15 protein-coding genes and 1 pseudogene are annotated in these 15,292 nt (G+C 54.1%); 9 read left to right on the top strand and 7 right to left on the bottom strand.

Annotation, left to right across the window (positions count from 1 at the left end; all coding sequences use genetic code 11):
* The 9 genes from ACMHXE_RS17490 to hydF form a co-directional block, all read left to right on the top strand.
* A protein-coding gene (locus tag ACMHXE_RS17490) for an IS630 family transposase (RefSeq protein ID WP_248990082.1) occupies positions 1-1,022 on the top strand; the annotation gives its coding sequence in 2 pieces (ribosomal slippage) (positions 1-447 and positions 446-1,022; 1,024 coding nt annotated over the 2 pieces). This gene is flagged as partial in the annotation.
* Positions 1,023-1,393: 371 nt separating this feature from the next.
* Positions 1,394-1,798 carry a hypothetical protein gene (locus ACMHXE_RS17485; RefSeq protein ID WP_101057094.1) on the top strand — a complete coding sequence of 135 codons (405 nt, stop codon included), beginning with the start codon at positions 1,394-1,396 and terminating at the stop codon, positions 1,796-1,798.
* Between the two features lie 277 nt (positions 1,799-2,075).
* A complete protein-coding gene (locus ACMHXE_RS17480; RefSeq protein ID WP_101057092.1) occupies positions 2,076-3,308 on the top strand; it encodes a [FeFe] hydrogenase, group A in 1,233 nt (410 codons plus the stop codon).
* 10 nt (positions 3,309-3,318) lie between these two features.
* Positions 3,319-3,636 (top strand): iron hydrogenase small subunit, encoded by a 318-nt coding sequence (locus ACMHXE_RS17475; protein ID WP_107005187.1) that lies wholly within the window; start codon positions 3,319-3,321, stop codon positions 3,634-3,636.
* A 10-nt stretch (positions 3,637-3,646) separates the two neighbouring features.
* Positions 3,647-4,312, top strand: coding sequence for a cytochrome b/b6 domain-containing protein (locus tag ACMHXE_RS17470; protein ID WP_224866446.1), 666 nt, complete (start codon positions 3,647-3,649; stop codon positions 4,310-4,312).
* 68 nt (positions 4,313-4,380) lie between these two features.
* Positions 4,381-5,835 carry a [FeFe] hydrogenase H-cluster radical SAM maturase HydG gene (gene hydG / locus ACMHXE_RS17465; protein WP_413732919.1) on the top strand — a complete coding sequence of 485 codons (1,455 nt, stop codon included), beginning with the start codon at positions 4,381-4,383 and terminating at the stop codon, positions 5,833-5,835.
* Positions 5,832-6,443 carry a hypothetical protein gene (locus tag ACMHXE_RS17460; RefSeq protein WP_412502369.1) on the top strand — a complete coding sequence of 204 codons (612 nt, stop codon included), beginning with the start codon at positions 5,832-5,834 and terminating at the stop codon, positions 6,441-6,443. Before hydG ends, ACMHXE_RS17460 begins: the two co-directional genes overlap by 4 nt.
* Entirely contained in the window at positions 6,440-7,453 is a 1,014-nt protein-coding gene (hydE, locus tag ACMHXE_RS17455; protein WP_413732917.1) for a [FeFe] hydrogenase H-cluster radical SAM maturase HydE, read from the top strand. The genes ACMHXE_RS17460 and hydE overlap by 4 nt, the downstream gene beginning before the upstream one ends.
* The gene (gene hydF / locus ACMHXE_RS17450) at positions 7,446-8,678 is read left to right on the top strand and encodes a [FeFe] hydrogenase H-cluster maturation GTPase HydF (RefSeq protein WP_413732915.1); all 1,233 of its coding nucleotides are present in this window, start codon (positions 7,446-7,448) and stop codon (positions 8,676-8,678) included. The genes hydE and hydF overlap by 8 nt, the downstream gene beginning before the upstream one ends.
* On the opposite strand, the gene ACMHXE_RS17445 is transcribed toward hydF, so the two are convergent.
* The 7 genes and pseudogenes from ACMHXE_RS17445 to ACMHXE_RS17415 form a co-directional block, all read right to left on the bottom strand.
* Positions 8,638-9,801 carry an ABC transporter permease gene (locus ACMHXE_RS17445; RefSeq protein ID WP_413732913.1) on the bottom strand — a complete coding sequence of 388 codons (1,164 nt, stop codon included), beginning with the start codon at positions 9,799-9,801 and terminating at the stop codon, positions 8,638-8,640. The genes hydF and ACMHXE_RS17445 overlap by 41 nt on opposite strands.
* Positions 9,798-10,955, bottom strand: coding sequence for an ABC transporter permease (locus ACMHXE_RS17440; protein WP_413732911.1), 1,158 nt, complete (start codon positions 10,953-10,955; stop codon positions 9,798-9,800). The genes ACMHXE_RS17445 and ACMHXE_RS17440 overlap by 4 nt, the downstream gene beginning before the upstream one ends.
* Before the next feature lie 2 nt (positions 10,956-10,957).
* On the bottom strand, positions 10,958-11,932 hold the full coding sequence (locus tag ACMHXE_RS17435; RefSeq protein ID WP_028781331.1) for an HlyD family secretion protein: 975 nt from the start codon (positions 11,930-11,932) through the stop codon (positions 10,958-10,960).
* On the bottom strand, positions 11,922-13,322 hold the full coding sequence (locus ACMHXE_RS17430; protein WP_234555350.1) for a TolC family protein: 1,401 nt from the start codon (positions 13,320-13,322) through the stop codon (positions 11,922-11,924). The genes ACMHXE_RS17435 and ACMHXE_RS17430 overlap by 11 nt, the downstream gene beginning before the upstream one ends.
* Positions 13,323-13,688: 366 nt before the next feature.
* Positions 13,689-13,808: pseudogene (locus ACMHXE_RS17425) on the bottom strand (alpha-amylase family glycosyl hydrolase); the annotation flags it as partial.
* A 405-nt stretch (positions 13,809-14,213) separates the two neighbouring features.
* Positions 14,214-14,372, bottom strand: coding sequence for a hypothetical protein (locus ACMHXE_RS17420; protein WP_234555351.1), 159 nt, complete (start codon positions 14,370-14,372; stop codon positions 14,214-14,216).
* A 32-nt stretch (positions 14,373-14,404) separates the two neighbouring features.
* Positions 14,405-14,917 (bottom strand): hypothetical protein, encoded by a 513-nt coding sequence (locus ACMHXE_RS17415; protein ID WP_286995486.1) that lies wholly within the window; start codon positions 14,915-14,917, stop codon positions 14,405-14,407.
* Between the last annotated feature and the right edge of the window lie 375 nt (positions 14,918-15,292).

Genomic DNA, 15,292 nt, shown 5'->3' with positions numbered 1-15,292 from the left:
TCATCCCGACATCGCTTCATTAGCAAAATCCGAGAAAAGCGCACGTAAACGCATTCGCTATCTCGCCCTGCTTCACTTTATCGAAGGTCATTCCCGTACCTCTATCGCCAGTATGTTGAAGGTCAGCAGAACCAGTGTGAATAAGTGGGTCGCCACTTATCTCTCCTTGGGACTATCCGGCCTGGATGACAAACCAAATCCGGGACGTCCCGCTAAATTGTCCTCTCTTCAGCTAGCAACCCTGAAAGAATTCGTACTACTCAAAAGTCTATCTGAGCAAGGCGGCAGATTAATGGCCAAGGACGTCGGCCACTTTATTCAGTCTGAATTTGGCGTGACTTTCAAGCAAACGAATATCTACCGTTTACTACATCAATTAGGCTTTTCCTGGATCACTACGAGATCACGTCACCCGAAACAATCTGAAGCCGTGCAAGAGGCTTTTAAAAAACTTCCCAATGGCAATGATCCTTAACACCCCGGGACACGTCGCACTCGATCGCATCGATGTTTGGTTTCAAGATGAAGCCAGATTTGGTCAACAAAACACCACTACCCGTATTTGGGCTGAGAAAGGGACTAGGCCACGAGTGGTAAAGCAGCAACAGTTTGAATCAGCGTATTTATTTGGTGCAGTCTGTCCGGCAACAGGCGCCACGCAAGCTATAATCGCCCCCTTTGCCAACAGCGATTATATGCATGAGCACTTAAAGTTGATTTCGGCCGCAACGGGATCAGGACGCCATGCTCTGGTCATCATGGACGGCGCGGGCTGGCATCAACAAGATTTGGCCGATGATTTTGATAACCTCAGTATTCTCAAACTTCCCCCATATTCACCTGAACTCAATCCAGTAGAGCAAGTCTGGCAATGGCTTCGTCAACATGTGTTGGCAAATCGCTGCTTTAGTGGCTACGACGATATTGTTGAGCAATGCTCCATCGCATGGAACAAGTTTATTGGAGAGCCGCTGAGGGTGATTCAATTATGCTCTAGGCAGTGGGTAAGAATGGTCAGTTAATTAACGTAATTGGTATAATTAGATGAATATTTGATCGCAATAACGGGGATCGAGCAGAGAAACACTCGCTCCTTTCTTTTTATCTGGCAAAGTGAAATCGTCGCCCTCTCTCGCATTTGGTTAAATTTACAGCTCAAGTGTTATCAGGAGCATCCATTAACCAAAGCAAGCGGCACCTGATTCGCCTCCAACCTCCTCAGCACCTAACAGTTAAATGCCTTGCCTTGTTGTGGAAACAGCGCTCATCAAAATGATCAACTTGGTAAAAGGAATTAAACCAGGACACTGGTATTCTTTGTTGCCAAGAAGTTATAATCCGGCGCGGATAACACGGAAAAGTAATACCTTACAATCCAATAAAGGACGGATTAATGCGTAAATTGACCCTAGCCTCACTGGCTTGCACCGGCGCTCTGCTGGCAGGCTGTAGTTCAACCCCGCAACCCATCATAGCCCAGGAAAAAACCGTCGAAGTGAAAGGCCAAACGCTGAAGCTCGGCGGACGCTACTTTTCCGACAAGAAGAAACTGGAACTGACTGTCAACGGTGACCCCATAATGCGTGGCACCTTCCCACCTTATACTCCAACCCAAAATCTGGGTGGTCGTTATCAAGAGATGGAAATCGATGGCAAGTGCTACTTTGGGTCTGTACTCGGCAGTCAAGGCGGCGCCTTTGGTATTATTGCCAGCGCGGTACAATCCTCAAAATCCAGCAATGGTGACAAATGTGAGATTCTGGTTGACGGTAAAACAGTCGAAAACCTCTATTTCTAACACTCCCCCCAACTAGATGTGTCCGTGTTATCCCGCATCACATCTGTGAAATTAACTGAAACAGGGCCTAAGTCAAAAAGTCCCATGCCCCTGTTTCACTGGCTAATTTCATCATATTTCATGTAAAAACTTGTGAAATCTCCAACTTGTTCTGCTTTGGATCACAGATAGCTGTCAGCTATTTCCTATAATCCTTCCGCCCTTTCCCAAGGGGTATAGCCTTTACATAAGCAATTAGAAAATAAGAACATTCTCACGTAAAAAGGAACGCATTGCCATGACAGCAACCAGCTATCAGCCGGGAGAGATCCGCGGACTGATCCAGATAGATGCGCTCAAATGCAAAGGGTGTGACGCCTGCAAACAGTTCTGTCCCACCCATGCTATTGAGGGCGCATCCGGTGCCCCACATAAGATTGATGAAGAGCGTTGCCTGAGCTGCGGCCAGTGTTTGATCAACTGTCCGTTCGGTGCCATTCATGAAACCCAGAGTGCCTTGGATACAGTATTAACCAAGCTCCAGGACCCCAACACTGAAGTGGTCGGTATTCTGGCTCCGGCGGTACGGGTTGCCATAGGTGAAGCCTTCAATCTGCCCAAGGGGCAACTGCTGACCAATAAACTCTATGGCGCCATGCACCAAGCGGGATTTAAAATTTTCGACTGTAACTTCGCCGCTGACCTGACCATTATGGAGGAAGGCTCTGAGTTCATCCACAGGCTGCATGCCAATGTGCGCCAGGAGCCAGATGCCGGTAAGCTGCCGCAGTTTACCTCCTGCTGCCCAGGCTGGGTTCGCTTCCTGGAAACCGAATACCCCAGCCTGCTGCCACACCTTTCCACTGCCAAGTCACCGCAGCAAATGGCCGGGACTGTAGCCAAGACCTATGGCGCCAAAGTTTATGAAATGGCTCCGGAAAAAATCTTCACAGTGGCAGTTATGCCTTGCACCTCGAAAAAACTCGAAGCATCACGTCCAGAGTTCAAATCAGCCTGGCGCTTCCATCAGCAACACGGCAGCGATGCCGCACCTTACGCCGATGTGGATGCTGTGCTGACTACCCGCGAGATGGCCGAGCTACTCAAGCGCCTCGATATCCATCTGCCGGATGTGGCCGAATATAAGGGTGATAGCCTGTTTTCCCAATACACAGGGGCCGGCACCATTTTCGGTAACACTGGCGGCGTGATGGAAGCCGCGGTGCGTACCGCTCACAAGGTGCTCACTGGTGAAGAACTGGCCAAGCTGGAACTGACACCTGTGCGCGGTCTGGAAGGCGTCAAGGAGGCCGAACTCACCATTCATGACCAACAGCTCAAACAAGATGTGCAGCTGAAAGTCGCCGTAGTACACGACATGGGCCGCAATATCCGCCCCTTGCTGGAGCAGGTGATGGCCGGCACGTCCCCCTACCATTTTATCGAAGTGATGAACTGCGCCGGTGGTTGTGTCAACGGTGGCGGTCAACCTATCAACGGCTCAGGCACATCCTGGGTTGCCCAACTGTAAGGAGTTGCTCATGACAGACAAGTATCAATTTACCGAAGATGGTTTTCTGTTGTCTCGGCGCCGTTTCATGGCTGTAGGTGCTGCGATTCTGGCGCTACTGGCCCTGCCTGTGGGCTGGCTCGGCAACCGTATCGCCAAGCGCAACGAATACATCAAGGCGCGTGCCGATGCCCTCTATATGGATGATGCCATTGCCAAATACCGTGTCAGCCATGCCAACCCGGCCATTGCCCGCTATTACAGCGAATTTGGCGGTGAGCCGCTGGGGCATCTGTCGCACGAGTTGCTGCATACCCATTTTGTCGATCGCACTAAACTGAAATCCTAAGGAGTCGGCTATGCATCAGGACAATCGTCCCATTCTCAAGCACCCGCTGAATGTTCGGGTGTTCCACTACATCTTGCTGCTGAGCTTCCTACCACTGGCGGCTACCGGGCTGTTGTTGTTCTTTAAACCCTTGAGCGACAGCGCCATGGGGCTAACCTATGACATTCATATTGTTGCCGGTGTCATCATGGCGCTGGATGCGGTGGCCTTCACCCTGATGGCATTCGACCGTGTCGTACTGTTCACCAACAGAGTATTCACCTTCGGTGGCAACGATGTAGGCTGGTTCAAGGTACTCGGTGGCTACCCACAGAAGTTTTTGCTGGGTAAGAAGGTCGCCGTGCCTCCTATGCGCAAGTACAACTCTGGACAGAAACTGTTCGGGGTTTGTGTCCTGCTCGGCGGTACTGCACTGATCATCACAGGTCTGGCGCTGTGGCTGGTTCCCTATGCAATCCCACGTGATACCGCCTGGTTGCTGGGCATGATCCACCTGGGGTGTGGCCTGTTACTGACAGCATTTTTACCCGTGCACCTGTTCCTGGCGGTTTACCGCTTCGACGATTTCAAGGCGATGATGCTGCACGGCAAGGTGCCCTACCATGACGCCGCCGAATACACGCCACTATGGGTGCAGGAGGAGGTCGTTCCGGTCTCTAGCAAACACGCCGAGTGATCCGTTCCTTCGTTAAATTCCAAGGAGTGCAGTTTGACTGCGCTCCTTTTTTCACAGGAGAGCCACAGATGTCAGGCCCTTTGATATCAGACCCGCTTGTATCGGGCCATACCGAGACGATTCAAGTCAAAGACTATAACCCCGCCGTGAATTTTATTGATGATGACGCCATCTGGGCCTTGCTCAATAACAATCAGCAACCCAGCCCGGACACAGTACGCCAGGTGCTGGAAAAAGCCCGCCGTTTGCAGGGGCTGACGCTTGAGGAAGTAGCGGTTTTACTGCAAAACCAGGACGCCACTGTAGACGAAGAGCTGTTTGCCGTTGCCCGTGGCATCAAAGATGCCATCTATGGCAATCGCATTGTACTGTTCGCTCCGCTGTATGTTTCCAACTACTGCGCCAACGCCTGCAGCTATTGCGGCTTCAGCGCCGACAACCATGACTTGCCACGCAAGACCCTGAGCGAGCAGGAGCTGATCGCCGAGGTGGAAACCCTGGAAGATATGGGCCACAAAAGGATCCTGGCGGTCTACGGTGAACACCCGCGCAATAACGCCCGCGCCATAGTCGACTCCATCAAGACCATGTATAGCGTGCGCAAAGGCAAAGGTGGTGAGATCCGCCGCATCAATGTCAACTGCGCCCCCATGGACACAGAAGACTTCAAGCTGCTGAAGACGGCCGCCATAGGCACCTATCAGTGTTTTCAGGAAAGCTACCACAGAACGACCTACGAACAGGTACACCTCAAGGGCCGCAAGAAAGACTTCCTCTATCGCCTCTACGCCATGCACAGAGCCATGGAAGCCGGTATCGACGATGTGGGCATTGGCGTGCTGTTCGGCCTCTATGACCACAAATTCGAGCTGCTGGCCATGCTCGCCCATGTACAGCAACTGGAGCAGGATTGTGGCGTAGGTCCACATACCATCTCCTTCCCGCGGATTGAGCCCGCCGATGGCTCCAGCCTGTCGGAGCGGCCTCCCTATGCGGTCGATGACGCCACCTTCAAACGCCTGGTGGCCATTACCCGCCTGGCAGTGCCCTACACTGGGCTGATTATGAGCACCCGCGAAAGTGCCGAACTCAGACGTGAACTCCTGAGCCTAGGGGTTTCACAGATCAGTGCCGGCTCTCGGACCACCCCAGGTGGCTACAATCAGGAAGACGATGCGGCCCAATTTAGCCTGGGCGATCACCGCAGCATGGATGAAGTGGTATTGGATCTGGTCAAGCATAGCCATTCCATCCCCTCATTCTGCACCGGCTGCTACCGCAAGGGCCGCACCGGCGATCACTTTATCGGCCTGGCCAAGCAGCAGTTTATCGGCAAGTTTTGTCAACCCAACGCCTTGATCACCTTCAAGGAATACCTCAACGACTACGCCAGTGAGCAGACCCGTGAAGCCGGCGAAGCCTTGATAGCCGCCGAGCTGGATAAACTCAGTCCCGCCAGAAGACGCAATATCGAGGCTTGCCTCACGCGCACCGATGCGGGCGAGAGGGACATCTATCTGTGAAAGGTCGTACCCTGGTACTGGCACCCGGTTGTCGACTCTATGCCGGGCTGCCAAAACAACAGCTAAAGTCGGCACTGAGCCGCGCCCGGCGAGTGGCCCTGCATGCCGGCCACTATGCCAATTTCAGTGAAGGGGCGATAGATCAGCTGTTGCGACAAAGACTGCAAAGCAGTCAGCTGTCGCAGCTGTTGATAGTGACACAAGAGTTACAAAGCGAAGCCGGGCTGGCGTTTGGCAAAATGTTGCGCCCGGAAGCCACCGAGGCGGAAATCCTCGAGGAATACCGGGTATCTCAGCAGTGGAGCAAGCAACTCGCCGCCTCCTGGCCCGAGCAGGTGACGGCGGTCAGCAGTAAGCTGGCCGCCAGCGCGCCGCTGTTATTGCTCGATGATCAACTGTTTGTCGGCCACTATGCCCATAGTCCACATCTGGCGCCTTTGGGATTGTGGCTCAAGTTGGACAGCCGCGAGCTGGGGCTGCCACCGGCGGGCCTATGGCAAAGAATGCAAGGCCGCACCAAGGTCGCTGCCACGCCCTGGCAACAGGCCTTGTATCGCTACGCCGATGAGCTGGCACAAGTGCTGAAACAGGCAGGAGTCCAAGCATGAAGCCGGCAGAGACTCTCGGAAGATTGGAAATCAAGGCGTTATTGGCAGGAGAGGCCGATGACTGGCTGTTTGCCCGTGCCGATGAGGTCAAGCGTCAATACTTCGGTCAGGAGATCTGGCTCAGAGGCATAGTGGAGTTTTCCAGTTATTGCCGCTGCGACTGTCACTACTGTGGCCTGAGAGCCGCCAATCGCGACATTGAACGTTACCGGCTCAGCCACCAGGAAATCATCGACTCGGCCCTCAAAGTAGATAAAGCCGGCATCGGCACCCTGGTGCTGCAATCCGGTGAAGACAGCCGCTTTCGCCAGGATGGCATAAGCCGCATCCTCAGCACCATCAAACAGCAAAGCCAGTTGGCCATCACGCTATCTTTGGGTGAACGCAGCCACAGTGAACTGGCGCTCTGGCGCGAAGCCGGCGCCGATCGCTATCTGTTGAAACTGGAAACCCTGGATGCCGAGCTCTATAGCCGCCTGCGTCCGGGAAGAGTGCTGGACAAACGCCTAAGGCTACTGGAAACCCTCAAGAGCCTGGGATATGAGACCGGCAGTGGCATTATCTGTGGCCTGCCGGGCAGCAACAGCGATGCCCTGGCTGACGCCCTGTTGGCGCTCTCAGCCATGGAACTGGAGATGTTGGCGGTCGGTCCCTTCGTCAGTCATCCACAAACCCCGCTGGCAAACACGGCCAACGGCAATGTGCTTGAGTGCCAGCGAGCCTGCGCCATACTCAGATTGCTTAACCCCGGCGCCAACATACCGGCCACCAGCGCCCTGGATGCCCTGCAAAGCGGCGCCAGGCTCGACTCCCTGAGTCGCGGCTGCAATGTGCTTATGCCCTCGTTCACGCCACAGAAAGACTGCAGTAAATACCTTATTTACCCCGGCAAGAATGCCTCCGGCTGCCCGCTGGAACAGCGTCTCGCCGATATCAAACTCAGCCTCAAAGCCCGCGGCTTGCATTGCTCTGCGGACAGAGGCAACGCCAGGAGACAAATTAATGTGTAATTCGGCCCCCAATGCAGCCCCCCGCGGAGTCAGACTGCACATAGTATTGTGTGGTCGTCGCAACGCCGGGAAGTCCTCCCTGCTCAATTACTTGTCCAACCAACAGAGTGCCATAGTCTCTGAGACCAAGGGCACCACTACAGATGCGGTGCGCAAGCCCTTTGAGCTGCATCCGGTCGGCCCGGCTACCCTGATAGATACCGCCGGGCTGGACGATACCGGCGCCCTGGGGCTTCAGCGAATTACCGCCAGTCGCCGGGCGTTGCAACAGGCCGATATCGCCGTCTATGTGCTGGATGAACTGGGGTTAGATGAGTTTGACCGCGACTGGCTGTTACTGCTGCAAAGCTGGCAGCTGCCAATCCTGGTGGTAGCAAACAAGCAAGATCTGGCGCCGTTGCCCACGGAGCATCAGCACTGGCTCAAGGGCCAAGGCATCAAGTTCTTATGCCTGTCGACCCAAGAGGCAAAACACCGGGACAACTTGGTCGAGCAGCTGGTTCAACTGGTACCGGCGGATTTTCGCCGCGATCCCGTGCTGGCCGCCGACTGTTACCGCACCGGAGAGCAGCTACTGCTGGTCGCCCCGATAGATTCAGCCGCCCCCAAGGGCAGATTGATTTTGCCCCAGGTGCAGGTTCTCAGAGAAGCGCTGGATAACGGTGCCATCGCCAGCATCTGCCGTGAGTCTGAGCTGGCCTCAGCCTTGGCCGCCATACCCACGCCACCGGCACTGGTAGTGACCGATGCCCAGGCGGTGAGACAAGTGGCCGCTCAGGTACCCGACAGTATTCCGCTGACCACCTTCTCCACCCTGTTTGCCCGGGCCAAGGGCGATCTAACGGCGCAGCTGCAAGGCGCCGAAATGCTCGAAAAGCTCGAGGATGGCGATCGGGTATTGATCGCCGAGGCCTGTAGCCATGAGGTGCAGGATGAAGATATAGGTAGAGTGAAGATCCCGGCGGCCATTGGCAAATTGACCGGCAAGCAGTTGCAGTTCAGCGTCTGTGCCGGCCATGACTTTCCGGCCGATTTGGAACGCTACAAACTGGTAGTCCATTGTGGCGCCTGTATGTTGGGTCGGGCAGAGATGCAGCGGCGCATTCTCGAATGTCGCCGCCGCGGCGTTGCCATCACCAACTACGGGCTGGTACTAGCCAAGGCCAGTGGGGTGCTGGAGCGGGTCAGCGCGCCGCTGCTGGCAGCTGACGCCGACGCCAACTAACGCCCCAAACCGCCAGAGGGAAGAACAGCAACAATAGCCCCCACAGCTGCAACCATTTGGGGGCTATGGCTGCCCACTCGGCTCCCATCTGGTTCAGCTGCAGCATTCCCATAATCGCCGGCACCGCCGGGATCACCTGCGACAGCCACACCAAGGGCTCAGGGATCAGCGCCAAGGGCCAGACAAAGCCGCTGACAAACAGAATAGGCATAGAAACCAAGAGTATCACCTGGGTCGGCAACTCGCGCCGCACAAACAGGCAGCTGAGCGCTACCCCGGCGCTGGCCGTGGTCAGCAAAAAAGGCAACATCAGCAACAACACCTGCCCCAGACTCGCCTGCAGACTCACCTGATAGGCGTAGTAACACCAGCCAATATAGAGCGCACTGAACAGGCAATAGAGCAAACTGAAGGCCAACACCCGAGCACTGACCAGCATCAAGGGGCCGACCCGGTTCCAATAGCCCGGCCGATGCCATTGCCCGGCGCCGAGTATGCCTGCGCCTATCAGTAAGGTCTGGTGCAAAATCAGCAGAAACAAGCCTGGTACCACATAAGGGGTATAACCCAAACCTTTATTAAACGCGGGCACGGCATTGAGTTTAATCGGTGCCAGGCTCTGGGCAGCGGCCTCCGGGCTCTGGCCCGAAGCCAATAGTCCCTTGAGCTGGATCTGCTTGCCGGCATCCATACCGGCACTCACTAAACCTTCTACCACGGCGGAATAGATCAGGAAGTAACTGGCATCACCGCCGAAGCTCAAGGTCGCGCCCCGTCCCAGCAACAGATCGCGGCGAAAATCAAACGGGATCACCAATAAACCATGGGCGCGGCCATCGGTGACCCAGGCTTTGGCTTCGTCGATGGAGCCGACCCGGCCGACAACCTGAATACGGGCACTGGCATCGGCGTGACGGATAAGCCGCCGTGACAGCGAGGAGTTATCGTGATCCACCACCACCAACTGCTGCTCTGTGGGCACCTGGTGCAGATAAGGCAAGGGATAGAGCACGGCATAGAAGAGCACGCCGCCAAACAGGGTCAAAGAGATCGCCTTGTCACGCACCAAGGCGCGTAAATCCAGCCAGATCAACTGCCATAACGAGAGGGACTTGGCTGTCATAACGTCTCCTCAAGCGGCAACTGCGACTGCAGCACCCTGGCATAACGACGGGCAAAGAACCAACTGGGGATCAACAGCAGCAGAAAGCCGAGATAACCCAGCGCCTGAGGCAGCAAGCTGGCCGGCCCGGCGCCATAGCTCACCAACGCCACATGCGACTCTATATAGTGGCTTGATGGCATCAACAGACGCCACCACTGCGCCAGCAGCGGCATTTCTCCGGTCGGGAAGGTAATGCCCATAAAGGCAAAGGCGGGTGCAAACAGCGCGGTGCAAAAGCTGATCACCCTGGCGCAGTCGGCCAGCATAAAAAAAATCCCCTGCACCCAGAGCCAAACGCCCATCAACATCAAGAGTTGCATCGGCAGCAGCCACAGGAGTTGCCCGGCTATCGGCAGCCCCAGCAGCTGATACAACAGCACTAAAATAAAGCCGCCGTGCAGCAGCATAAAGGCGCCGTTGACCATAAACTTACTCAAAAGCACTGAGGGCATCCCCAGGCGGAAGCATTCGCCCAAGGTATCCTGGCGCAGCTCACGGTTGAGACTGCCGGCAAAGGCCAGCATGGCAAATAACTGCCACAAAGCGATCAGCACTGGCGGCACCAGGAAGCCGACATAGTTGTTATTGCGGTTGAACAGCGCCGTGGTTTGGGTGCTCACAGGGCTGAGACGCACCTCAACCTGGGACGGATTGACGCCGGCCGCCAGCTGCTTGAGCCTGGCCACCTGCTGCAAACCATCGGCCAGGGTCAGTTGCAACTGACTGGCCAGCAGCTTGCCCACCAGCAAAAACTGGCCGTTGTAGCGCAGGTCTATGGTGGGAGTGTGCCCGGTCAGCAGTTCCTGCTTCAGACCATAGGGCAAGATGACCAAGGCATAGACCTCGCCGCGGCGCATCGCCTCGACCGCCTCGTCCAGCGCCAGATAGCGCCTGGGGGCGGTGACAGGATTAGCCTCAAGATGACGCCCCAGCTCACGACTGAGGCTGGAGTTGTCCTGATCCACCAGCGCCACCGGCAACTGCCTGGGCAACCCGGCGGAAAACAACCACCAAAGACAGAGCACACCAATAAGCGGCAGATAGCTTATCAGTGCCAGCTGCCAGGGATCGCGCCAGACAGCCTGCCACTCTCGCCGAAGCAACTTATTCATAATCAAGACTTTTCAAGTAATACTGACATGCCCACCCGCAGATCGGCCACCGGCTCCAGCGGCCTGAGCTCCACTTCAAAGGTACGCATATCAAAGTCGTGGCCACTCTCGGTCGCCCGCCAGGTGGCGAAGTCGCCCAGCACACTGATATGGCTGACCTCAAACTCGACACTGCGTTGCAGCGCCGGCAGTGTCAGGGTCATACGTTCGCCCTTCTTGAACTGCTTGAGCTGATCCTCACGCACCTGAAACACGGCCCAGGCATCTGTCATATCCACCAAACTGACCACAGGGAAGCCACTGGGTGCCAGCTCGCCCACCTGCAACAGCACCTCGGTGATTTCACCGCCCTTGGGCGCGCGCATCTGGCTGTCGGCGAGTATGGCACTGACCTCTTTCACCGCACCTTCGGCCATCCGGGCATTACCGGCTGCGGCGGCCTTGGTTTCTTCCCGGGCGCCCTCTTCGGTCATTTGATACATGGCATAGGCGGCCTGCTCGGTATACTTGGCGGCCTGATATTGGGTAAAGGCTTCATCACGCTTTTGCCGGGCAAGTACGCCATCGCGGAACAGGTTTTCTACCCGGTCGAAAGTGGTCTTGGCCAGCTCACTGGCGGCCTTGGCCTTGAGCCACTGCTCGCGGGACGCGGCAACCTGCTGCTTACGGGCACCGCTGTCGGCTTCCTGCTGCATCGCCTTGGCGGCATCGCGGCCACCCTCGGCCTGCATCAGCTTGGCATTGAGCTCGGGGCTGTCGATAGCAAACAGCAGATCCCCTTCACTGACACTGTCTCCGCGGCGCACCAACACCTGCTCCACCCGGCCCGGCACCTTGGAAGACACATTGTATTCCCTGGCCTCTATCTGCCCCTGCAACAGCTGTGGCTTGGGGGAGTAAGCCAGGATCAGCCCATATACCAGCGCCGCCACTATGGTTACCAGGGCCACTATGGCCACCAAAGGATTAACCCGCATCCTGTATCTCCTGCTTGTCACTGCGTCCGATAAATTCATCCAACTGGCCACTGACCGCCATCAAGCGGGCATAGGCCTGAACATAACGATATTGAGCCGCCAACTGCTTGGTGCGTACCGCACTGAGCTTGAGCTCGGCGTCCACTCTGTCGATGGAGGTAGACAGCCCTTGATTGAAAGCCAGTTCACGCAGCTTGAGGTTTTCCTCTGCCAGCGCCAGAGAACTGTTCAAGGCATTGACCTCCTCTTCGGCCTGCAGCAGTTGGCGATAGCTCTGATCCACCAACAGACTGAGATCCTGACGGGTTTGTGCCTTGGTGTATCTGGCCTGCAGCAAGGCGCTCTTGGCCGCCTGCACCTTGCCGCTGCGACCATCACGGGACAGCAGCGGCACCTTGACCCCGACGCCTACCATCCAGTCGGGTTCGACCTTGGAAAACAGGCTGTCGTCTTCATAGAGGGTGTAGTTACCGTAGAGGAAAACCGTGGGGAAGTATTTTCCCTTTTCCATATCGACCAGGCCCTGAGCCTGGGTCTCTTTCGCCTCCAACAAGCGCAAGGCTGGATGCTGCTTCAGCGTCAGCTCGGTCAATTGCGGCAATGAAGGGGAGCTTGGCGCCATAAACAGCGGCGACTTGGTGGCGATATCAGTCTGGTGCAGCAGGCGAGACAGGGCTATCAGCGCCATCTCATGGCGACGTTTGGCACTGCCGAGGTCGACCTTGGCCTGATCCAGTGCCACCTGGGCATTGAGGCGCTCGACTCTGGCGATCTGCCCCTGTTGTTCCAGTTTTTCAGCGTGGCTGTAATGCTTTTCCAGCGATGCCACCAGCTGAGCCTGGGTTTGCACCAAAGCCTGGGTCACAGTGACGGCATAGTATCTGTCTACCAGTGTGGTAAACAGCTCACGCCTCGCCAACTCCAGTTGCTGCTTCTTCTCAGCGACCTGAGCCGCCTGAATGCCTTGAGCAGCAGAGATCTGGCCACCGGTATAAATCGGCCACATCGCCTGTAAGCTGGCTCGGAACACATCCTGCTCGGTGAAAGGAGTCACAAACATCGAGCCGGGAAGCGAGCCGATAATGCCACCTATGGCCGGCGGCAGAGTGGCGGGATCCATAGAGGCGAGTGGATTGAGATCGCGCAGATCCAGCTCTATCGGTTTTTCCAGCCTGGTGTAGCTGCCGTTGATGTTGAGCGATGGCAGATTAAGGTCGCGCCCGGCCTCTTGCTGCGCCTCGGCGCGGCTGACTTCCTGGCCTTCGGCCGCCAGCTTATCGCTCACCTCCAGCAACTGTTGCCAGGCAGAGGCAAAACTATAGTCTGCGGCAAGCGCAGGCTGAGCCGCCAGCGGCCACAACAGCAACCAGGCAAATTTGGTCAATTTCATCTACACCCCTAGAGTAAAAACTCTAATTCCTGAGCAAAAAGGATATCATCCTCGCTTGTCGGCCACCAGTTAACCTTGCTGCGCAGCGGCGCAAGACAGCCAAAGCCTGGCGAAACAATTGTTAAAAACTAGACAAGCTACTGGATCCTAGTCTTTTTTAAGCTGTATTGAAACTAAGGAAGGTGCGAACCTGCACCGAGGAATAGACACACATCCTAAACTCACGAATTTAGACTTACAGAATTGCGCTGCACTTGGGCGTTGCCGAGAGCCTATTGGCGCAAATAAAGTGGCCAGCGGCGAGTGTGCTTATGGGCGTGAGCCAAGGATGGTGAGCAGACCTTATCCGTGGATGAATTTGGATGCCAGCACCAAATGGTAGTGATTACTCATAACCGCATAAGCGCAAACGTCGATGCAGAATATTGACGACAACTGCCTGATTTTATCCACTATCCAGCCACGCCTATGTTCGTAGCTGCTCCCAAGCTCAAGCAGTAGTTTGAGCCTGGAACAGAAAGATATGGATGTCCTGTATTTTTGTATTTTCGTGCTGTATTTTCGGTATTTCGTCACTCTCTTAGAAGCCTTTAGGTCTATCTTTTCTAGCATGCCATATTGAAAGGCCTAGCACTACGACACCAAATATAAGGAGATACATAGTAGATTCAGAGTTTTCCTTAATCACGTTTAACTTTGTATTCAGCCAAACTGGAAAGAAAATAGTAAATGGAATTTCGATGCATATAAACAAGATGAAAAGCACGTAACTTACTATACCTTTCTTAAGCTTGTCTCTTGTATTAAGATTTTTTTGTTGTAAAAAGAAGTACAATTTAAATCCCAACATACATAATGCAATGTACATAACTCCGAAAATTAAAAAATATATCATTGGTTCATCTCATTAATTTTTTCTTCAATTTTCGGTGCTACTGTTTCTGCTGCACCAATAATGGCTCCTTCAACAACTGCGCCAGCAGTTAAACCTGCAGTTGTGGGTGCTCCAGCTTGCGAGAGGGGTTGGCCAACTACTGGTTTCATGGTCATATTCACAACACCTTTGCTGTCCTATCTTTTCGCTATCTTTTCGATGGGCAGAGAAAAGAACCTACTAACGGTTCTTCCACAACCTCACACTCTAGCGTTCCATTTACGGAGAGCTTAAGGGGATTCAAAGGTGTACAACATTCATTTTCAGGCGTTATGGAGTTTTCAACTTGGTACTTAAAAATGTTGTCGCTATCTTGCGTATAAGTAAACTCACATCCCGAAAATTCACCATTATTGCTATCGTCAAGAACCATACAATAACGTGTAACTACCTGAAATCTGTCTTCAAGCTCGGTAAAAGTTTGAGAAACAATGTCAACATGCCCCTCGTAGCATTCGAATATGGTCTCTGTAAATTCACGTTCGTTCAAAAAAGAACCACTTATATTTATTGGTCGAAAATAAATATAGGGGCGGCAAAGGACACTATTATTGTAGCGAAAGACAACGCTAAGCTCGTCTTCCCCTATGTATTCGTAATCATTTTTATTCAAAGTTATATGCTGCGTAAAGTACGCTAATTTGAGCATTGTATCTTTCACTATCTAATACCTTTACTTAGAGTTAACAACGGCTTCAGGAGAATTTTCAGATAGCGCCCTGTTCTAAAAAATCCCCAGATAATTCCCTTTTTATTCAATTCAGTCACAATATACAGGACATCCTAAACACTTTCCGAGCTGCGAGCTGCAAGAAAGCCCGCTGCAAGGTGTCAGTCTCTGATAAATAAGAAAATATACAGGACATCCTAAACACTTTCTGAACAGCAAGGAAGGTGAATATACAGGACATCCTAAACACTTTCTGAGCAGCAAGGAAGGTCGTTGCAGGGGGCAGTCTCTGATAAATAACGACAGTTTTTTGGAAATGAGACTCTCTGAGACGCTCACTTTCGAAGATTTATGCAGAATTGCAGT

The sequence above is a fragment of the Shewanella sp. BJSY2023SW007 genome (genome assembly GCF_047314525.1).
Classification (GTDB): Bacteria; Pseudomonadota; Gammaproteobacteria; order Enterobacterales; family Shewanellaceae; genus Shewanella; species Shewanella chilikensis.
Note: the sequence above shows the minus strand (reverse complement) of the source record. Positions and strands in the feature narration are given on the sequence as shown.